Origin of the sequence: [Clostridium] clostridioforme AGR2157 (assembly GCF_000424325.1) — a bacterium.
Classification (GTDB): Bacteria; Bacillota; Clostridia; order Lachnospirales; family Lachnospiraceae; genus Enterocloster; species Enterocloster clostridioformis_A.
This window is the reverse complement of sequence record NZ_AUJR01000021.1, coordinates 16,983-35,417: the sequence shown is the minus strand read 5'-3', so window position 1 is coordinate 35,417 and position 18,435 is coordinate 16,983. Positions and strand designations below refer to the sequence as shown.

General features: G+C 51.7%; 14 protein-coding genes and 2 pseudogenes. 15 read left to right on the top strand and 1 reads right to left on the bottom strand.

Annotation, left to right across the window (positions count from 1 at the left end):
- The first annotated feature begins 394 nt into the window (after positions 1-394).
- The 5 genes from rfbA (at position 395) to leuA (ending at position 7,040) form a co-directional block, all read left to right on the top strand.
- Positions 395-1,294, top strand: a complete 900-nt coding sequence (gene rfbA, locus G614_RS0110670) for a glucose-1-phosphate thymidylyltransferase RfbA (protein WP_027641924.1) — start codon at positions 395-397, stop codon at positions 1,292-1,294.
- Positions 1,295-1,309: 15 nt separating this feature from the next.
- Positions 1,310-2,332: a dTDP-glucose 4,6-dehydratase gene (gene rfbB / locus G614_RS0110665; protein ID WP_027641923.1), complete on the top strand. Its 1,023-nt coding sequence runs from the start codon at positions 1,310-1,312 to the stop codon at positions 2,330-2,332.
- Positions 2,333-2,447: 115 nt separating this feature from the next.
- Positions 2,448-3,308: a dTDP-4-dehydrorhamnose reductase gene (gene rfbD, locus G614_RS0110660; RefSeq protein ID WP_044917582.1), complete on the top strand. Its 861-nt coding sequence runs from the start codon at positions 2,448-2,450 to the stop codon at positions 3,306-3,308.
- Positions 3,309-3,527: 219 nt separating this feature from the next.
- Positions 3,528-4,880, top strand: a complete 1,353-nt coding sequence (gene glmM, locus G614_RS0110655; protein ID WP_027641921.1) for a phosphoglucosamine mutase — start codon at positions 3,528-3,530, stop codon at positions 4,878-4,880.
- Positions 4,881-5,372: 492 nt separating this feature from the next.
- Positions 5,373-7,040, top strand: a complete 1,668-nt coding sequence (gene leuA, locus G614_RS0110650; protein WP_027641920.1) for a 2-isopropylmalate synthase — start codon at positions 5,373-5,375, stop codon at positions 7,038-7,040.
- A gap of 202 nt (positions 7,041-7,242) precedes the next feature.
- Here the strand turns inward: leuA and G614_RS0110645 are convergent, their stop codons facing one another.
- Positions 7,243-8,895, bottom strand: a complete 1,653-nt coding sequence (locus tag G614_RS0110645; protein ID WP_027641919.1) for a hypothetical protein — start codon at positions 8,893-8,895, stop codon at positions 7,243-7,245.
- 185 nt (positions 8,896-9,080) lie between these two features.
- On the opposite strand from G614_RS0110645, the gene G614_RS0110640 reads away from it, so the two are divergent.
- From G614_RS0110640 to G614_RS0110600, 10 genes and pseudogenes are all read left to right on the top strand, one after another.
- A complete protein-coding gene (locus tag G614_RS0110640; RefSeq protein WP_027641918.1) occupies positions 9,081-9,869 on the top strand; it encodes a TraX family protein in 789 nt (262 codons plus the stop codon).
- Positions 9,870-9,967: 98 nt separating this feature from the next.
- Complete coding sequence (gene treR / locus G614_RS0110635) at positions 9,968-10,693, top strand: trehalose operon repressor (protein WP_027641917.1); 726 nt, start codon at positions 9,968-9,970, stop codon at positions 10,691-10,693.
- Between the two features lie 196 nt (positions 10,694-10,889).
- A pseudogene (locus tag G614_RS29885) lies at positions 10,890-11,051 on the top strand (PTS transporter subunit EIIB); the annotation flags it as partial.
- Positions 11,020-12,105, top strand: a pseudogene (locus G614_RS27255) (alpha-amylase family glycosyl hydrolase); the annotation flags it as partial. The pseudogenes G614_RS29885 and G614_RS27255, both read left to right, overlap by 32 nt.
- 156 nt (positions 12,106-12,261) lie before the next feature.
- Positions 12,262-12,453 carry a hypothetical protein gene (locus G614_RS0110625; RefSeq protein ID WP_242828057.1) on the top strand — a complete coding sequence of 64 codons (192 nt, stop codon included), beginning with the start codon at positions 12,262-12,264 and terminating at the stop codon, positions 12,451-12,453.
- Positions 12,454-12,633: 180 nt separating this feature from the next.
- Positions 12,634-13,734: a UDP-galactopyranose mutase gene (gene glf / locus G614_RS0110620; protein ID WP_027641915.1), complete on the top strand. Its 1,101-nt coding sequence runs from the start codon at positions 12,634-12,636 to the stop codon at positions 13,732-13,734.
- Between the two features lie 33 nt (positions 13,735-13,767).
- Positions 13,768-14,865, top strand: coding sequence for an acyltransferase family protein (locus tag G614_RS0110615; RefSeq protein WP_027641914.1), 1,098 nt, complete (start codon positions 13,768-13,770; stop codon positions 14,863-14,865).
- Positions 14,862-15,917 (top strand): glycosyltransferase family 2 protein, encoded by a 1,056-nt coding sequence (locus tag G614_RS0110610; RefSeq protein ID WP_027641913.1) that lies wholly within the window; start codon positions 14,862-14,864, stop codon positions 15,915-15,917. Before G614_RS0110615 ends, G614_RS0110610 begins: the two co-directional genes overlap by 4 nt.
- A gap of 77 nt (positions 15,918-15,994) precedes the next feature.
- Complete coding sequence (locus G614_RS0110605; protein WP_022201561.1) at positions 15,995-17,446, top strand: lipopolysaccharide biosynthesis protein; 1,452 nt, start codon at positions 15,995-15,997, stop codon at positions 17,444-17,446.
- 16 nt (positions 17,447-17,462) lie between these two features.
- The gene (locus G614_RS0110600; protein ID WP_027641912.1) at positions 17,463-18,431 is read left to right on the top strand and encodes an ATP-grasp domain-containing protein; all 969 of its coding nucleotides are present in this window, start codon (positions 17,463-17,465) and stop codon (positions 18,429-18,431) included.
- Positions 18,432-18,435 lie beyond the last annotated feature (4 nt).

Sequence of the window (18,435 nt, the reverse complement as noted above, 5' to 3'; positions counted from 1 at the left end):
TTAAGAAAAAGTAAGAGAGAAAGCGAAAGAGAGGGACATCACCCAATGCATAGGCTGTAATGCAGGGGATGTCCCTCTCTTTTGCCGTCCCTACTGCCGGAAACCGGACAGCTTTTTAAGTGTTATACTATGGTAGGGGCAAGACTGCAAACCTGCTTGCCATACATGCCTGAAATGAATTATAATGGTGTCATATGAGGCCGCAGAGCGGCCGCGGTTTTCGCCTCCTTTGAGAATCTGGAGAATGGGCTGACAGATCTTCTTAATAATAACGAAATATTTATCAGTTTATTTGAAAAAATAGAGATAGTATGATATATTGAACAAAGAAAAATTCAGGCAAAGACGTCCGCTAAGCGGTCTTTTCGCGCTTACAGCGAACCAAGGAGGAAATATGAAAGGAATTATACTGGCCGGAGGAAGCGGGACGCGGCTCTATCCGTTAACCAAGGTGACTTCCAAACAGCTGCTTCCGATTTACGACAAACCAATGATATATTATCCGCTGTCTGTCCTTATGAATGCGGGAATCAGGGACATCCTGATTATCTCCACTCCGGACGACACGCCAAGATTTGAAGCCCTTTTGGGCGACGGCCACCAGTTTGGCATTGAGCTGAGCTATGCGGTACAGCCAAGCCCGGACGGACTGGCTCAGGCTTTTATCATCGGTGAGGAATTTATTGGCAAAGATTCCGTGGCAATGGTCCTGGGTGATAATATTTTCCACGGACAGGGGCTGACCAAGCGCCTGCGCGCCGCAGCGTCCAAGGAAAAGGGCGCCACGGTGTTCGGCTACTATGTGGATGATCCGGAGCGCTTCGGCATTGTGGAGTTTGACGGGGACGGCAAGGCCATTTCCATTGAGGAAAAGCCGGGGAAGCCAAAGTCCAACTACTGTGTCACCGGTCTCTATTTCTATGATAACCGGGTGGTGGAGTACGCGAAAAACTTAAAGCCCTCAGCCAGAGGCGAGCTGGAAATCACGGACTTAAACCGTATTTACCTGGAGAAGGGTGAGCTGGATGTGATTCTCCTGGGACAGGGCTTTACATGGCTGGATACGGGAACCCATGAGTCGCTGGTGGAGGCCACGAATTTCGTGAAGACCGTGGAGACACACCAGCACCGCAAGATTGCCTGCCTGGAGGAAATTGCCTATCTCAGGGGCTGGATTACCAGGGAACAGGTTATGGAGACATATGAGATTCTGAAAAAGAACCAGTACGGCAAGTATTTAAAGGACGTTCTGGACGGAAAGTATGTGGATAAGATACACCCACAGGATTTTTAACGGAGGAAAATATACATGAAAATCATTGTAACCGGCGGAGCCGGCTTTATCGGAAGCAACTTTGTACACCATATGGTAAATAAATACCCGGATTATGAAATCATTAACCTGGACCTGCTGACCTATGCAGGCAACCTGGAAAACTTAAAGCCGGTTGAGGACAAGCCTAACTACAAATTTGTAAAGGGCGACATTGCCGACAGGAAGTTTATATTTGAACTGTTTGAGAAGGAAAAGCCGGATGTGGTGGTAAACTTTGCGGCCGAGAGCCATGTGGACCGTTCCATTACAGACCCGGAGGCTTTTGTGAGGACCAATGTCATGGGAACCACAACCCTTCTTGACGCCTGCCGTACCTATGGCATCAAGCGCTATCATCAGGTTTCCACCGATGAGGTGTACGGGGACCTGCCGCTTGACAGACCGGACCTTTTCTTTACAGAGGAAACGCCCCTGCACACATCCAGCCCTTATTCCTCTTCCAAGGCAAGCGCTGATTTGTTCGTGCTGGCATATCACAGGACATACGGCCTGCCGGTGACTGTGTCCAGGTGTTCCAACAACTACGGCCCTTATCATTTTCCGGAGAAGCTGATTCCACTTATTATCAGCCGCGCCCTGGCAGATGAGGAGCTTCCTGTGTACGGCACAGGAGAGAACGTGCGCGACTGGCTCCATGTGGCGGATCACTGCCAGGCCATTGATCTGGTCATTCACAAGGGACGCGAGGGAGAGGTGTATAACATCGGCGGGCATAATGAGCGCACCAACCTGGAAGTGGTAAAGACCATTCTGAAGGCCCTTGATAAGCCTGAGAGCCTGATTAAGTTTGTGACAGACCGTCCCGGCCATGACATGCGCTACGCCATTGACCCGACCAAGATAGAAACAGAGCTGGGATGGAAGCCAACGTATAATTTTAATACAGGAATTGAGCAGACCATCCGGTGGTACCTGGACAACCAGGACTGGTGGAAGAATATACTGAGCGGCGAGTACAGTAATTATTTCGATAAGATGTACGGCAGCCGCCTGTAGGTAAACATGTGGCTGACGGAGGAGGGAAATGCCCCGGAGCACGTTTGAGAGACGTGTCCGTTTCGGGGATTCCTGTCCTCTGCCGGCCATTATTAAGAACGGAGGTAAATGGATTATGAAAGTTCTGGTAACAGGTGTAAAAGGCCAGCTGGGCCATGACGTGATGAATGAACTGGCCCTTCGCGGGATTGAGGGAATCGGCGTGGACGTGGAGGAAATGGATATCACGGACCGCACAGCGTGCGAAACTGTGATTTTCCGGGAAAAACCAGACGCAGTTATCCACTGTGCAGCATATACTGCAGTAGATGCTGCTGAAGATAACCTGGAACTGTGCCGCAAAATCAATGCTGAGGGGACACGCAATATCGCCAGGATCTGCAAGGCCATGGATATCAAGATGATGTACATCAGCACGGACTATGTGTTTAATGGCGGCGGCCAGCGGCCATGGGAGCCGGATGACCACAGGGAACCCCTTAATGTGTACGGACTGACAAAGTATGAGGGCGAGATTGCGGTGGAGCAGAATGTACAGAAGTATTTCATTGTGCGCATTGCATGGGTATTTGGCGTCAACGGCAAGAACTTCATTAAGACCATGCTCCGTCTGGGGAAGGAAAAAGGAGCCGTATCCGTGGTCAATGACCAGATTGGTTCCCCCACGTATACCTATGACCTGGCCCGCCTTTTGGCGGATATGATTCAGACAGACAGGTACGGGCGTTACCATGCCACCAACGAGGGGCTGTGCAGCTGGTATGAGTTTGCATGTGAGATATTCCGCCAGGCCGGCATGGATGAGGTGAAGGTGACGCCGGTGGATTCAGAAGGTTTCCCAGCCAAGGCAAAGCGGCCCTCCAACAGCCGCATGAGTAAGGAAAAGCTGACTGAGAACGGTTTTGAACGTCTGCCTTCATGGCAGGATGCCCTGGGGCGTTACCTGAAGGCCCTTAAGGAAAACGGGATGGCATAAGTAATGCTGGTTATCGGTCAGGGCCGGTATAAGCCAGGGCTGGCTTAAGGCGGGGGCGGCCCGGCTATAGCAAAGGCATGTAACGGGGGCAGTTTGGATTGACAGCAGACCATTTAGCAGCGGCGCAGCTGCTGCGTCATCCTGAACCGCCATGGACACAGAGTGCGGACAGAGATGGAATGCGGGCCTAAATAACAAGACAGGGAGGAATTAATAACAATGGGAAAATATTTTGGGACAGACGGCTTCCGCGGCGAGGCCAATGTGGACCTGACAGTGGAGCACGCCTACAAGGTAGGCCGTTTCCTGGGCTGGTACTATGGACAGAAGGCGCCGGATGAGCGCTGCAGGGTGGTTATCGGAAAGGATACCAGGCGCAGCAGCTACATGTTTGAATATTCCCTGGTGGCGGGGCTGACAGCCTCAGGCGCGGATGTATATCTGCTCCATGTTACCACCACCCCCAGCGTATCCTATGTAGTGCGCACCGAGGGCTTTAACTGCGGAATCATGATATCTGCCAGCCACAACCCATTTTATGACAACGGCATCAAGGTCATCAACGAGAGAGGCGAAAAGTTAGAAGAGTCCGTCATCCTGGAGATTGAGAAATACCTGGATGGGGAGGTGGGAGAGATTCCACTGGCAAAGAGAGAACATATTGGCCGGACCGTGGACTTTGCAGCTGGCAGGAACCGCTATATCGGATATCTCATATCCATAGCCACCCGTTCATTCAAGAGCATGAAGGTGGCCCTGGACTGTTCCAACGGAAGCGCGTCCGCCATTGCCAAAAACGTATTTGACGCCCTGGGAGCGGAGACACATGTGATGAACAATGAACCCAACGGACTGAACATCAATACGGACTGCGGCTCCACCCATATTGAACATCTCCAGAAGTTTGTGGTGGATGAGAAATGTGACATCGGGTTTGCCTATGACGGCGATGCGGACCGGTGTATTGCAGTTGATAAGAACGGCCGTGTGGTGGATGGGGACAGCATCATGTACATCTGCGGCAAATATATGAAGGAGCAGGGAAGCCTGTTCAATAATACGGTGGTTACCACCATCATGTCCAATTTCGGATTATATAAGGCATTTGACCGGGAAGGCATTGCTTATGTGAAGACAGCCGTGGGAGATAAATATGTGTATGAGAACATGGCTGCAACAGGCCACTGTCTGGGCGGAGAGCAGTCCGGTCATATCATATTCAGCAAACATGCCACCACGGGAGACGGCATCCTCACCTCCTTAAAGGTGATGGAAGTGGTACTGGAGAAAAAGCAGCCTCTTGATAAGCTGGCCTCTGAGGTGGAGATTTATCCTCAGGTACTTAAGAATGTGCGGGTAAAGGATAAAAAGGCAGCCCAGGACGACGAGGCAGTGCAGGCTGAGGTTGCCAGGGTGACCCAGAGCCTGGGCAGCGACGGAAGAATCCTGCTGCGCCAGTCAGGAACCGAGCCGGTGGTCCGCGTCATGGTGGAGGCGCCTGGTATTGAGACCTGCGAAACATATGTGGACCAGGTAATCCAGGTTATGAAGGACCGGGGGCACTGTATTTAGGACCGGATGTAAGGATTTGTGAAAGATTCCCTGGAAATTAAAACGGGAGGCTTGGAGTACATTTTATGAAACAGAGGAATAAAAGCCATAACTATTGAGAATAGTCAACAGGCGGCTCCTTATTGTCAGTTATTTTGAAATGTGCTATAATTAGATAACGTTGCGAAGAGGACAACAGAAATCCCGGAGCGCCGTGCTCCGGGATTTCTGCATTTACCGCGCGGCCCTGACAGGGGCATGTGTCCTTACAGCCAGCGATTTTCAGAGTAAAGGAATGATGTGAAATGGGGCTGAACCAGTAAGCGTCGTGCTGTTCATCATCCGTCATTACGGTGTCATCGAGCGACTGCCCGGAAAGGGCTGACGACAGAAATGAAGATTAAAACGCAGTGATTAAAGGACAGGACACCGTATGAAGTGAGAATGGAATATGGACGGAACCAGGCGTTTCCAGGCGCCTGAAATCAGATGAACAGAATGGAGGAATGAATTATGTTAAATTATCAAAGATATAAAAGGGTCCCTGTGGTGGATTTTCCGGAGCGCACATGGCCGAATAAGGAGATTATGAAGGCTCCTGTATGGTGCAGCGTGGACTTGAGGGACGGCAACCAGGCCCTTGTGGAGCCAATGGTGGTGGAGGAGAAGGTGGAGATGTTCAACCTTCTTGTGAAGCTGGGCTTTAAGGAGATTGAGGTCGGATTTCCTGCCGCATCCCAGATTGAGTATGATTTCTTACGCACCCTGGTGGAGCGCAAGCTCATCCCGGACGACGTGGAGGTCCAGGTGCTGGTGCAGTGCCGTGAGCATCTGATTAAGAGGACCTTTGAGGCCCTTGAAGGCGTTAAGAAGGCCATTGTACATATCTATAATTCCACGTCCACCTTACAGAGAGATGTGGTGTTCCATAAGGACAGGGAAGATATAAAGGATATAGCTGTTATAGGAACCAAGATGGTCCAGCGGTATATGGCTGACTGTGATACCCAGATTCGTCTGGAGTATTCGCCTGAGAGCTTTACCGGCACAGAGCTGGATTTTGCCCTTGATATCTGTACAGCGGTACAGGAGACCTGGGGCGCCACCAAGGAGAATCCCATTATCATCAATCTTCCGTCCACGGTGGAGATGACTACACCCAATGTGTATGCGGACCAAATTGAATGGATGAATACACACTTTAAGGACAGGGAAAGCATTATCTTAAGCATCCATCCCCATAATGACAGGGGCGAGGGTGTGGCTTCCACAGAACTGGCCCTTCTTGCAGGAGCTGACAGGGTGGAAGGTACTCTTTTCGGCAACGGGGAGCGCACCGGTAATGTGGACATACTGACAGTTGCATATAATATGTTCTCACAGGGAATCAACCCTGAACTTAACATTGAGAATATCCGTGAGATTGCAGAGGTCTGTGAGCGCTGCACCAAGATGGATATTCCGCCCAGACATCCCTATGCAGGCAAGCTGGTGTTCACCGCGTTTTCCGGTTCCCATCAGGATGCCATCAACAAGGGCATGCAGGCTCTTCACGAGAGGAACGGACAGTACTGGGAGGTTCCATATCTCCCCATCGATCCCAGCGATATCGGCAGGGAGTATGAGCCCATCGTGCGTATCAACAGCCAGTCCGGCAAGGGCGGCGTAGCCTTTGTCATGGACACCTTCTATGGCTTCAAGCTGCCAAAGGGTATGCACAAGGAATTCGCAGATGTCATCCAGAAGATTTCCGAGCAGCAGGGTGAGGTTGCGCCTGAGCAGATCATGGATGAATTTAAGAAGAATTATCTGGAGCGCAAGGAACCCATGCACTTCAGAAAGTGCCGCATAACCGATACGGAGACAGGAGACGGCGAGTTTGCAACACTGGCTAAGGTAACCTACTCAGACCACGGCATTGAGAAGACATTTGAGGGCGTTGGAAACGGACCTATTGATGCTGTACAGAGGGGTATGGAGGATGCGCTTGGAATCCAGATTAAGGTTCTGGACTACAGCGAGCACGCATTGGCATCCGGTTCCGGTGCAGAGGCTGCTTCCTACATCCATCTGGTAGACCAGGTGACAGGCAAGGCCACTTACGGCGTGGGTATCAGCTCCAACATCACAAGGGCCTCCATCCGCGGTATATTCAGTGCGGTGAACAGACTGTTCTATTAATTGGCAGTTGATATTTGGGGTGTTATATTTGATGCGATGTAATTAAAGTGATTGAAGGATTGCGGGACCGGCCTTTTTGGGGCCGGTCCTGTTTGTGAGAGTACCGGGGAGGCGGCGTCAGGGCGGCTCAGAAGTAGGTTCTGGATGGAACCATAGTGCCGGTCATCATGACGTCGGTGGCACCCTGACGCAGGGCACCATATTACTGGCCGGACTGGTCAAATTCCAGGTTGTCGAAGGAAGACACGGAGCAGATTCCGGACGGGTCATCCATATACTCCAGGGCCACTTTGTCTCCTGGCTGGGTCAGGGCCAGCTCGCTGCTCAGGTCATAGGACACGGTGAAGATATGGTCCTGTTTTTCCTCCAGTATCAGCTTATAGGTTACGGTATTGTCTATGGTTTCGCTGGCAATGCGCAGGACCGTGCCTTCCTCCTTGGAAAGGGTCTGGCCTGTGGTGATGTTCACTCCGGCGTTTCCGCGCACCTGGCGGAAATTGCGCAGGGCGCTGTCAATGGTCTCGCCGGTTCCCACATTGGTATAGTTGGAGACGGACACAAAGGCGTACTGTTTAATCAGGCCGGCATTATCCTTTAAGGTCATGAAGTAGGTGGGCTGTCCGTCCAGATTGATAATCATTGGGAAGGATGCCCTGTAGCCAAACTGCTGAACCTTTCCTTCCGCAGAGCTCTGGGCCGCCATCTCGGTTGCGCCGCTCATCTGGTAGATATTGGATTCCTTGGTCACCATGTCCACCAGTATGAAGCCGATGGCTGATTCATCGGAGCCCACGCTGGTAAGGCCTGTGAACAGGTAGCAGCGGGAGCCGTTATAAATGATGATATCACCCTGGCTGGGGCGGAATTTGTCCTGGTTGGAGAAGTTGAAAATGCCGTGCACATAAACACCCTGGTTCTGTATCTGCTGCATCACAAAATTCTCAGGCTGCACGCGGTCCACCCAATCCGGCAGTGTGGCGATGGTATAATGGGTGGTCTCTCCAGTGGTGGCATTGACCGTCAGTACTCCGTCGGCCTCCGGCAGGTTAAAGAGCCAGCGGTTTTTATAGGAGGTAATGACCCAGTAAGGAACGCCGTCATCATCCAGCTCAAAGGAATAGTCCGTAAGACCTTTAAAGAGGCCGCCGCCAAAGAAGCGCACATGGCGGTTTAAGTCATCTAACAGGTAAGCATTGGCCTGGTATTTGATTTTATGGTCTGTTACCAGGGTTACGTCACTGACATCACTGGCTGACACTACGATATAACCGGCGGAGCCGTCCATGTTTTTGAGCCATTTGAAGAAACCGGAATGCTCCAGGGGGACCACCCACACCAGCTTGCCGTTTACCTTCTGGATGACAGGGGTACCCAGGATGACCTGGCTTCCCAGGCCGGGATTTTCTCCTACCTTCTTATCTGCCAGCTCTCTTGCCAGACTCTTGTCCACGATGGGAAGCTGGTCCAGGGCCAGGGGCTGTACGGTATCCGTAAATTCTGACACGGCCGGGACGCCTAACTGGTCCCTGTACGCCTTGTAATTGAAAAGGGGCATGGACAGGATGGAAACGCCGAAATACAGCACCCAAAGGATGGCGAGAAGGACGAATCCCCTTTTATAACCCTTAACACTTTTGTCAATGCTGATCTGCGGGCGGCCATATTCGTTGGCGCCTACCCGGACACTGCCCAGGGCCACGAAAAAGTTCAGCACCACATAGCAGCTGATGATGAAGCACCAGGAAAATGCCCCATCCGGATACAGGGGATTTAAATTGGGCCCCTGGAAAATAATCAAAATGAAAAAGATGGCGGTCAGCGCCAGGTTCAATAATAATTGTGTCTTTTTCTTCATAAATTCCTCCATTTGTTAACGTCTTTTTAACAGAAGTCTTATAGAGCATTATATATCATGTGGAAATAAATACAAGGGGAAAAGGCTGGTGACTTCATAAAGAATGTATTAAGAAAACACTTTGCAAACCAATGACCCGGTGATAAGATAAATAGATAGATTAGATGTAAGGAAGGAATTGAGGCATGCCGTCCAGCAGAAAGAAACCGGAAACACAGGGAGGATTAAGCAGTACCGCCCTGAAATATATTGCCATGACCACCATGCTTGCGGACCACATAGGTGCTGTGCTGCTGGAGCGGATTGTGTACTACCGGGGTAACCTGGAACGGGTCGCCTTGATCATGACATCCCAATGGGGGGACACCCTTTATTGGCTGTGCCAGGTGCTCAGGTCCGTGGGACGGATTGCATTTCCAATCTACTGCTTTTTGCTGGTGGAGGGATTTCTTCACACCAGGGACTGGCGCAGATACTGGCTCAGGATGGCTGCGTTTGCACTTATCTCGGAAATTCCCTTCCGCCTGGCTGTGTGGAATACGTGGGCAGGTGGAGGCTGCAATGTGTACGTTGAGCTGGCAATCGGACTGCTGGTGCTCCGGGGCCTGAAACAGAGCGAGGGTTTAACGGAGCCGTACCGTGTCATTGGGATGGCCGCCGCCGTTGGGGGCGGATGCCTGGCGGCTGTCTTTTTGAAGGCGGATTACGATATGGACGGGATTCTTATTATTTCATTGTTTTATCTCCTGAGGGATAAACGCCCTGTCCAGGTGATGTCCGGCAGTATCCTGTCTTTTCTGGGGTCCTGGGACAAGTATCATGGGACGGGGATTCTTTCGGCGGTGCCCCTGCTTTTTTACAACGGGAGAAAAGGACAGGCCCGATGGAAGTACGCCTTCTATTGGTTTTACCCGCTGCATTTAATGGTGCTGTTTTTCATACGGCTGTGTGTCATAGGAATTCCTCTCGGATAATTCCGGGGCGCCCGGGTTTGGAACGGACAAAACCGTTTTGGTTTGCGCAGGGATTTGTGCTGTAAACGTATTAAAATAAAGAGATGCATGAGGTTTATATGGCTAAGACAAAATATAATGAGATTTATACGGCGCTCAGGGAAAAGATGGAGGATGGGACCTACGCTTTTCAGGAGCTGCTGCCCTCGGAAAATACCCTGGTGAAGGAGTTCGGCTGTTCAAGGAATACCATCCGCCGGGCCATCGGGCAGCTGGCGTCGGAAGGATATGTGCAGAGCATCCACGGTAAGGGAGTGAGAATCATTTACCAGCCCGGACAGCAGCAGTCGGAGTTCATACTGGGAGGCATAGAGAGCCTGAAGGAGGCAGTGGCCAGGAACAGGAAAAATTATACCACCAAGGTGGTCTGTTTCGCGGAGCTGACTGTGGATGAGACCATACGCAGGCGGACCACATTCCCTGTGGGGGCCCAGATTTATTATATACAGCGTGTGCGCTACATTGAGGGGGAAGCCTTAATCATTGACCATAACTATTTCCTAAAGGATGTGGTGCGGGACCTGACGCCGGAGATTGCGGAGCGTTCCATTTATGAATATATGGAAAATGACCTGGGCGAAAGCATTGTGACCACCAAGAGAAAGATGACCGTGGAGCGCGTCAACCAGATTGATGAAAAGTATCTGGATTTAAAGGATTATAACTGTATGGCAGTGGTGAGCAGCATGACCTATAATAAGGAGGGAGTCATGTTTGAGTTCACCCAGTCCAGGCACAGACCGGACCGGTTCGTATTTTACGATCTGGCCCATCGGACAAAATAGGTAAATCAAGGCACCGGAGAACAGAAAGCTTCAGGCAGATGTTCGTCCGGTGCTTTTTGGATGCGAAATGTGAAAAAACACCGGAAAAAATAAAAATCAATATTGACAAACTTGTTTAAACAAGATATAATTCAAATTAAGAAACTTGTTTAAACAAGATGAGGTTTCGTGGTCAGATTGACAGGAGGTATTGAACGTGGGAAAGTTTACAGGGGATTCGAAGAAACTGTTGGAGTATGTGGGCGGCAGGGAGAATATTGCGGCCGTATCCCACTGTGTAACCAGGATGCGCTTTGTGTTAAATGATCCGTCCAAGGCGGATACACAGGGGCGTGAAGGGATTTCGGTTCGACGTGGTGAACCTGATATCCAAACCAGATGTATTTGAGGATGATGACAAAGGGGATGGCCGCCGCTTCTATACCGACGGGCCCAGGGTACATGAGTATCTCCAGGAGCTGGTGCGGGATACGGGCATAGAGGACATGGTGACCGTGGGAGAAATGTCCTCCACCACCCTGGATAACTGCATCCGTTACAGCAGGCCGGAAGACCGTGAGTTGTCCATGTGCTTTAACTTCCATCACCTGAAGGTGGATTACAGGGACGGGGACAAGTGGAAACTGATGGAGCCTGACCTGCTCCGGCTTAAACAGCTGTTCATGGAGTGGCAGGAGGGGATGGAGCGGGAAAATGGCTGGAATGCCGTGTTCTGGTGCAACCACGACCAGCCCAGAGCCATATCACGGTTTGGGGATGACGGACAATACTGGAAGGAATCCGCTAAAATGCTGGCAACGGTCATCCACATGTTCCGCGGGACGCCCTATGTGTACCAGGGGGAGGAGCTGGGCATGACCAATCCTTATTACGAGGATATTTCCCGGTACCGGGACGTTGAAAGCATTAACTATTACCGTATCCTGACAGAGCAGGGAATCACCGGGGAGGAAGCCTTAAAGGTGCTGGCTGCCCGTTCCAGGGATAACGGCCGTACGCCCATGCAGTGGGACGGCAGCCGGTACGCCGGATTTTCACAGGGGGAGCCGTGGATTGGCATACCGGAGAACCATTCTTATATCAACGCGCAGGCAGAGGCAGGTGATTCCGGCTCTATATTGAATTATTACAAAAGGCTGATTGCCCTGAGGAAAGAATATAAAGTCATATCAGAAGGGGAGATTGAATTCATATACAGGGAACATCCTCAGGTGCTGGCGTACAGGCGCACATACCGGGGGCAGGAGCTTGTGGTTTTGGCCAACATGAAGGCTTCTGAGGCTGATTTGGGAGAAAGACTGGAGCTTGACGGCTGCAGGCTGCTGATTGGCAACTACACCGGGGAGGAGTGCGGACAGGCACTGGAACGGCTGAAGCCTTATGAATGCAGGGTATACATGAAGACGAGGTGAGATAAGAGACAGAGGCTGAGGTGTGTTATTGCAGAGGCAGGGTTTTGTTATTTACTTGTCACGGCAGGGTGATTTTGTGTATAATAGAGGCAAAGCGGCGAAATGGGACGCGCTGAGGGCGGAAGAAAATTCTGGCCTGGGAAAGGAAAGGCCTCTATGCAGGATTACTTTACGGATAAAGGAAAGACAGACATTCTGCGCAGCACCCGCACGGGACTGTGGGAAATCATACTCCGCCAGGACAGGGAGCCTGTCATGCATGCGGACAGTGTCATGCTGGAACTTCTGGGGCTGGACACAGCGCCGGCGCCGGAGGAGTGCTACCGGGCATGGTACGAAAGAATCTAGGATAGAGGGATGCCATTGTCTTCAGTTTCGTGTTTTTATGTGCGTTTATGCCATCCACGCTCCCCTGTCTGTCCCGGGCTTTACGGGGACGGCAGGGGACATAATCCATTTACATTTCCGGTGAAACATAGTACAATTGTGAAAGCAAAGAGAGCGAGAAGCAAAGGAGCATATCCGGATATGAAAAAATACGATTATATATTGGTGGGAAGCGGTCTGTATGCAGGTGTGTTTGCCTGGTACGCCAGAAAGAACAAAAAGCGCTGTCTGGTGGTGGAGAAGAGGAACCACATAGGCGGAAACGTGTACTGCGAGGACGTGGAGGGCATTCATGTGCACAAGTACGGCGCCCATATCTTCCATACGGGCAACAGGAAGGTGTGGGAATTCGTGAATTCCCTGGCGGAGTTCAACCGCTACACCAACAGCCCGGTGGCTAATTATAAGGGCCAGATGTACAACATGCCCTTTAATATGAATACCTTCAGCCGCATGTGGGGCATATCCACACCGGATGAGGCCAAGGCCATCATCGAGAAGCAGAGGGCGGAGATTACAGGTGAGCCAAAGAACCTGGAGGAACAAGCCATCCGTCTGGTGGGAAGGGAATTGTACGAAAAATTGATAAAAGGGTATACGGAAAAGCAGTGGGGCAGGGATTGCAAGGAGCTTCCGGCCTTTATCATCAAACGCATACCTGTGCGGTATATCTATGACAACAATTATTTCAATGACCCCTATCAGGGGATTCCCATAGGGGGATATAATGTCATAGTGGAGAAGCTGTTTGAGGGCTGTGATATAGAGACTTCAGTGGATTACCTGGAACACAGGGAACACTATGACAGCCTGGGGGAGACCGTGGTATACACGGGCACCATTGACGCTTTCTACGGCTGCCGGTTCGGCAAGCTGGAGTACCGCAGCCTGCGCTTTGAGTCCCAGGTGCTGGACCAGGAGAACCACCAGGGAGTGGCGGTGGTGAATTATACAGACCGGGAGACGCCCTATACCAGGGTAATCGAGCACAAGCATTTTGAGTTCGGCACACAGCCAAAGACAGTGGTTACCAGGGAGTATCCGGTGAACTGGCAGGAGGGCATGGAACCCTACTATCCGGTAAATGACCAGAAAAACCAGGAGCTGTACCAGAAGTATGAGGAACTGGCAGGGGCCGAATCCCATGTATTGTTTGGCGGCCGTCTGGGAGAATATAAGTACTACGATATGGACAAGGTAATCGAGTCTGCCATGAAAAAGGCAGAGGAGATTTTCGGATAAGACAGGATAAAGGACAGGAAGGATATACGGCAGATGACTAAGACACAGGACCGCCAGGTCTATCTGGATGTGGCAAAGGGCATGGGAATGCTGGGAGTGGTAGCCAGCCATTGTCTGGTGGAAACCAGCCTTGGCATACTCTCTGACTGGTACGGCTTCTTTATGCTGGCTGTTTTTTATGTCTATACAGGGTGGCGGTATGCGCTCCGTTACGGGAAGGGAAGGACAGGCATATCCAGCCGGGAGATGGCAGGAAAAAGGCTTATATCCCTGGGAATTCCATATGTGTGCTACAGCGTGCTGTTTATTTTCTCGCGGATATTCCTGGTGTGGCCTCAGCAGTATACCTTCCTGGTACTCATGTCCGACATCTATTATACAGGCACACTGGTGGGGTTAGAGACACTGTGGTTTCTGCCCAGCATGTTCATAGCGGAGCTGCTGTTTAACATGATATACGGCAGCCGCAGGAAAATGGGGATTGCAGCCTGTCTGGCCGGAGCGGCCAGCGTGTTTCTCATCCTCTATATTAACGGTTCCAGGCAGGATACCACTCTGTGGCGCGTCATACATCTGCCGATCATGGTGTATATCAAGGGTCTGGTGGGCTTCCTGCTGGCCCTGGGGGGAGTGTTTGCCTGTGATGCGTGGCAGAAGGCGTCCATGTACTTAAAGGGCCGGGCCGGTTTGGCGGCTGCGTTTCTGCTCATGTGTTCCGGCATCGCCCTTACGGTTTTGATTCCGGGGTGCGACTTTAATTTCCTGACCATGGAAAATCCGGTGTCCTGGATTCTGACAGCCTGGTTTTCCTCTGTCACCATCCTGATGTTTGGGGAGAGGGTGTCCGCCTGCGGCGGCAGCTGGAAAGAATGGCCGGTTTTCAGCCGGGTTCTTGTGCCCTTCTTTACATATTACGGAACACATTCCCTGACCGTCATGTGTACCCATCTGGTTCCTGTCATTGCATTTTTTAAGATGGCGGCAGGCAGAATGATGTATCCGGGAGTTTTAGGCAGTACGCCCTGGGATATCCTGCTTCTTGCCCTGGTGCTGGCGGTGGAGCCGGGCGTGGTGCGGCTGATTGAGACACGGCTGCCATGGATGAATGGAAGGAAGAAACGTTCAAAATGATTACGGTACTGGTGGCTTCTTATAACGGAAGCAGATATATAAAGCAGCAGCTGGATTCCATACTGGCACAGGATGAGAAGGACATCCATATCCTGGTGTCGGATGACTGTTCCGCGGACGGCTCCGGGGAATTGCTGAAGGAATATGAGGAAAGACACCGGGACAGGGTACTGGTGCTTTTCCGGAGAAAGCCTTCCGGGGGAGCGGCTGCCCATTTCCTGAAGCTCCTTAAGCTGATGGCGGATGCAGACCATAATCCGGATGCAGACCATGATACGGAGGCGCTGCCCGGGCCTGGGAGCCTGCTGTCAGAGTATGAGGTGACGGAAAACCAGATGGCGCGTCTGGGGCGACTGGCCAGTGCGGATTATTTTATGCTGAGCGACCAGGACGATGTCTGGCTGCCTCAAAAGGCGCGGATGCTGTCAGATAAGATGAAAGAGATGGAAGGGGAACCAGGCCATAGCAAGCTGCCCCTTTTGGTGCATTCAGACCTGACGGTGACGGATGAGGAGCTGCGGCCCATAGCGGACAGCTTCTTCCGATATCAGAAAATTTCCCCGGAACGCACCCGCCTGCCCCAGCTTCTGGTACAGAACAATGTGACCGGAGGCGCCGTAATGCTCAGCCGCAGTATGCTGCCTTATCTAAAGGAAATTCCCGGGGTCTGTCTTATGCACGATGCATGGCTGGCCCTTATCGCGTCCTGCTTTGGAGAGATAGGATGGGTGGACCGGCCCCTGTACTATTACAGGCAGCATGGCGGCAACACCCTGGGAGCTGAGAAGGGAGACAACCTGGAGTCTGTCAGGGCCCGGGTAAAGGACGGAAGCAGCGCCAGGGAGAATTACAGGAAGATGTTTGGTCAGGCGGACTGCTTTTACCATATGTTTCGCAGCTGTCTGAACCGGGAACAGCAGGAAACGCTGGAGGCTTTCATAAGACTGCCGCGCTGCGGCCGGCTTGGAAAAATGGGACTTATGGTGAAGTACGGCTTTACCAAGAACACCCTTGTGCGTACACTGGGGCAGATGCTGTTCATTGGGGACTGACCAAAAGCCTGTTTCAGGGTGTACCTTGAGGCATCGGTCTGTCCGCGGTTCCATGAAGAAAGGAAGGAAAACAGGCATTGAATGAAAAACAGACAACGGCAAAGGTCTTAAACGGCCTGTTTTGGAAGTTAATGGAAAATGGAGGCGCCCAGGGCGTCCAGTTCCTGGTTTCCATCATACTGGCGCGTCTGCTCTCGCCGGAAGAATACGGTGTGGTAGGCGTGATTCTCATATTTGTCACCATTGCCAATGTACTGGTGCAAAATGGCTTCAGCACCGCATTGATTCAGAAGCGGAAGGTGGATGACACGGATTTTTCTTCGGTTTTCTTCTTTAACATGGCTGTATCCGCAGTCATCTACCTGGTATTGTATCTGTCAGCGCCCGGCATCGCATACTTTTATAATAACCAGGAGATGACGGCCCTGGTGCGGGTGCTGGCCGTGGTCCTGTTTCCGGGAGGGGTAATCTCCATACAGAATGCCTATGTGTCCAGGAATATGGAGTTTAAGGGCCTGTTCATATCCTCCTTTGCGGCATCCATGATATCGGGTGCAATCAGCATTTTCCTGGCCTACAGGGGACTGGGGGTATGGGCCCTGGTATGGCAGCAGATTGCATACTACTTTTTCTACATGCTGATTCTGTTTATGAGCATCAGCTGGAAACCCCGTCTTTTGTTCAGTATTCTGCGGATTAAGACCATGTTCGCCTTTGGATGGAAGCTGCTGTGCGCCTCCCTTCTGGATACGGTTTATAACAATATATACGGATTGGTGATAGGAAGAATTTACAATGAATCCATGCTGGGAAACTACAACCGCGGAGAGCAGTTTCCCAAGCTGATTGTCAGCAACCTGGGAGCCGCCATCCAGTCCGTTATGCTGCCTGTGCTGTCAGCCAGCCAGGACGAGCCGGAGCGTGTAAAGTCCATGCTGCGAAGGGCCATCACCGTCAGCTCCTATCTGGTGCTGCCCATGATGGCAGGTCTCATAGCCGTGGCCCGGCCCATGGTACTGCTGCTGCTGGGAGAAAAATGGCTGCCCTGTGTTCCGTTTCTGCAAATCATGTGCATTGCCTATTCTTTCTGGCCCATTCACATTGCCAACCTTCAGGCGCTGAATGCAATGGGGCGCAGCGATATATTCCTTAAATTGGAAATTGTGAAAAAGATGGTGGGCCTGGCGGTGCTGGTGGCGGGCATACGCTATAATCCTCTGGTGCTGGTGGCACTTAAGGCGGCCGCGGATTTCCTGTGCACCTTCATCAACGCATGGCCCAATAAACGCCTGCTTAACTACAGCATATTGGAGCAGTGGAAGGATATCATTCCGTCAGTGGCAGTCTCAATCCTCATGGCCGCGGCTGTCATGGCTGCGGGAAGATATGTTCCCGTGGGATGGCTGGGCCTGGGAATGCAGATTCTCTTTGGCGCGGTTGTGTATATGCTGGCATCCTGGGTTTTGGGGCTGGAAGTGTTCCGGTATATCAGGGGCCTGGCAATGGACAGGCTGCCCGGAAGAAAGTAAACAGGAGGAACGTAAAATGAGGACAGTGATTGTGACAGCCATAGGGTCTTTTTCGGCTGATATCGTCATTAAGAAATGCAGGGAGAATGGAATCCGGGTCATAGGCTGCGATGTGTATCCCAGGGAATGGATTGCGGACGCGGGGAACGTGGAGGTGTTTTATCAGGTTCCCTATGCAACGGACACAGACCATTATATAGGGACTATGATGTCCGTTTGCCGGAAGGAAGGGGCGGAGGCCGTCATTCCCCTGACAGACACGGAGATTGATGTGTTCAATCTTCAACGGGACGAATTCAGTGAAATAAATGTAACCTTATGCATGTCGGACAAGGCCTGCATCGGCCTGTGCCGTGACAAGATGGAGCTGTACCGCTATCTGGAGGAGCATATGGAGGGAACCGTGATTCCCACTCTGCGCCTGGGGGACGCGGACCCGGATGAAATCAGGTATCCGGCTGTGTGTAAGCCCTACAATGGAAGAAGCAGCCAGGGCCTTAGGATTGTGGGATCCCGCCGCGAGATGGAGGGGTTCCTGGGGGAAACAGATCCGGCAGATTATATCGTCCAGCCCATGATAAAGGGAAACGTGGTCACGGTGGATGTGGTACGAAGCCCTGAGCAGGGCACATGCGCAGCTATCTGCCGCAGGGAGCTTTTGCGGACTCCAAACGGAGCAGGAACCTCTGTGCTGGTATTCAAAAACCGCCAGCTGGAGGAACGGTGCCGGGCCATTGCCGGGCTGTTGGGAATCAGGGGATGCGTGAACATGGAATTTATAGAGGACCGGGACGGCGTTTACCACATGCTGGAGTGCAATCCCAGATTTTCCGGCGGCGTGGAGTTTTCCTGTCTGGCGGGATATGACTGTGTGACAAACCATCTGCGCTGTTTTGAGGGAAAGGAAATAGAGCAGGACGGCAGTGTCACAGGCATGTATATTGCCAGGAAATACGAGGAATATATTACCAAGGTGGAGCGGTAGGGAG

What these genes read in the sequence shown, in the direction of transcription:
- rfbA (WP_027641924.1), top strand. Translation starts at nt 395, where the DNA reads ATGAAAGGAATTATACTGGCCGGAGGAAGCGGGACGCGGCTCTATCCG.
- rfbB (WP_027641923.1), top strand. Translation starts at nt 1,310, where the DNA reads ATGAAAATCATTGTAACCGGCGGAGCCGGCTTTATCGGAAGCAACTTT.
- rfbD (WP_044917582.1), top strand. Translation starts at nt 2,448, where the DNA reads ATGAAAGTTCTGGTAACAGGTGTAAAAGGCCAGCTGGGCCATGACGTG.
- glmM (WP_027641921.1), top strand. Translation starts at nt 3,528, where the DNA reads ATGGGAAAATATTTTGGGACAGACGGCTTCCGCGGCGAGGCCAATGTG.
- leuA (WP_027641920.1), top strand. Translation starts at nt 5,373, where the DNA reads ATGTTAAATTATCAAAGATATAAAAGGGTCCCTGTGGTGGATTTTCCG.
- G614_RS0110645 (WP_027641919.1), bottom strand. Translation starts at nt 8,895, where the DNA reads ATGAAGAAAAAGACACAATTATTATTGAACCTGGCGCTGACCGCCATC.
- G614_RS0110640 (WP_027641918.1), top strand. Translation starts at nt 9,081, where the DNA reads ATGCCGTCCAGCAGAAAGAAACCGGAAACACAGGGAGGATTAAGCAGT.
- treR (WP_027641917.1), top strand. Translation starts at nt 9,968, where the DNA reads ATGGCTAAGACAAAATATAATGAGATTTATACGGCGCTCAGGGAAAAG.
- G614_RS0110625 (WP_242828057.1), top strand. Translation starts at nt 12,262, where the DNA reads ATGCAGGATTACTTTACGGATAAAGGAAAGACAGACATTCTGCGCAGC.
- glf (WP_027641915.1), top strand. Translation starts at nt 12,634, where the DNA reads ATGAAAAAATACGATTATATATTGGTGGGAAGCGGTCTGTATGCAGGT.
- G614_RS0110615 (WP_027641914.1), top strand. Translation starts at nt 13,768, where the DNA reads ATGACTAAGACACAGGACCGCCAGGTCTATCTGGATGTGGCAAAGGGC.
- G614_RS0110610 (WP_027641913.1), top strand. Translation starts at nt 14,862, where the DNA reads ATGATTACGGTACTGGTGGCTTCTTATAACGGAAGCAGATATATAAAG.
- G614_RS0110600 (WP_027641912.1), top strand. Translation starts at nt 17,463, where the DNA reads ATGAGGACAGTGATTGTGACAGCCATAGGGTCTTTTTCGGCTGATATC.